The 1,705-nt window shown below is 74.3% G+C and carries 1 protein-coding gene; it reads left to right on the top strand.

The annotated features are described in order from the left end of the window. Window positions 1–154 precede the first annotated feature (154 nt). Complete coding sequence (locus BZY54_RS45970; RefSeq protein WP_167414188.1) at window positions 155–1,291, top strand: serpin family protein; 1,137 nt, start codon at window positions 155–157, stop codon at window positions 1,289–1,291. The last annotated feature ends 414 nt before the right edge of the window (window positions 1,292–1,705 follow it).

Genomic DNA, 1,705 nt, shown 5'->3' with positions numbered 1-1,705 from the left:
GGGGGGGCGGAATGCGGGTGCAGAGAGCGACGGTCCGAGCGGTCAACGGGCTCACGACACGCTGGGCGGACCACCTGGACGACGTGACGGAGACGGTGGCCGGACCGGAGGCGACGGCAGCCGCGACGGAGACCGGACCGAAGGCGGCGGCACGGTGTTCTCCGCGACCGGGGTCTGGCCGCTGCTGGCGTTCCTCGCCGACGGCGCCGGGGGCGCGGCGCGCAGGGAGCTGGCCGACGCCGTGGACCTGCCGGCCGATCAGGCGGCCGACCGCGCCAGGGAGTTGTTCGGCGCGCTCGACGGGCTGCGCGGAGCGGAGTCGGCCCTCGGGCTGTGGACGAAGCGCACTCTGGAGCTGCGGGAGCGATGGGCGGCCGGGCTGCCGGCCGGGACGCACGGCGTGCTCACCGGCGACCCGACGGCGGACCAGGAAGCCCTGGACACATGGGCGCGGAAGCGGACCGGAGGCCTGGTCGACGGCATGCCGATCCCGGTGACCGAGCACACCGAGCTGGTCCTGGCGGGCGCGCTGACTCTGCGCACGGAGTGGTGGAGCCGCTTCCGGGAAGGGCAAATGGAACCCGAGGACGGACCGTGGCGGGGCCGGTCGCTGCGCGGGCTGTTCCGGTCGAGCACGCTGCTGGACCGGGTCGCGGTGGCGGACACGCCGGACGGCCAGGTCACCGAGGTGAAGGTGCTCGGGAACACCGCCGTCGACGTCCATCTCCTGCTGGGAGAGGAACACATGACGCCGGGCCAGGTGCTGCGCGCGGGCATCGGCGTCCTCGAACGCAGGCACCCCGTGGTGCCCGGTCCGCGGCTTCCGTTCGGCGACCCTGGCCCCGGGCTGCGGGTCCGGAGAGTGCGCCACACCTGGCCGGCACCGCCCACCCTCCACGTGAGGACGGCGGCGTACGACCTGGCCGCGCACCACGACCTGCTGGCCCTGCACCGGCTGTTCGGGCTGACCACGGCACGGGACACCTCGATGGGGCACTTCCCCGGCATCAGCGACTTCCCGCTGGCCATCGGGTCGGCCGCGCAGGCGGCGGTGGCGAGGTTCGGCCCGCTGGGGTTTCGCGCGGGTGCCGTGTCGGCGTTCGGCGCAGCCGCCGGTGGCAACCCCGAACTCCGCTACACGACCACGGCCGTGGACGCCGGCTTCGACCGCCCCTTCGGCTTCCTGGCCCTGCACCGCCACACCCGTCTGGTCCTCACAGCGGGTTGGGTCACTGACCCGGAGCCGTATCCCGAGGACCCCTGGGAGGAGGAGCCGATGCGCGATGGGTGACGGCCACTGGCGCCGGGCGTGCCGCGGCCGCCGGTCGTCCAGGCAAGGGCGTCGCCGGGCCTCCCGCTCTGGGCCTGTCCGGCGGATCACTCCGCGGACGCGGGGCCTGGCCCGCCCGTCCGCGGCGTTGTCGCCGGTTGCCGACTCCCCCGAGCTCTGAACGAGCAGGGGACCCCATCGCGTCGACGCCCCCTCCGCCTTGCGCATGGACGTACCGAGCCCCGCTCAACCGGGTCGAACAGGCGCCGCGACTCTCCTGCAACCCGATCCGCCGGACAGGCCCTAACCTGCGCATATGACACCTCTGCCGGACCGATACTGCCCCATCGACGGGATCCGCATCCGCGGTGACTCGCTCGCCTGGTGCTGCCCGTCCTGCCACGGCCCCCTGGACCTCGACTTCGCCCCCACCCC

The organism is Streptomyces carpinensis (assembly GCF_002154505.1).
GTDB classification, from domain to species: Bacteria; Actinomycetota; Actinomycetes; order Streptomycetales; family Streptomycetaceae; genus Streptomyces; species Streptomyces carpinensis.
The sequence above is the reverse complement of the archived record's forward strand: the minus strand, read 5'-3'. Positions and strand labels throughout refer to the sequence as shown.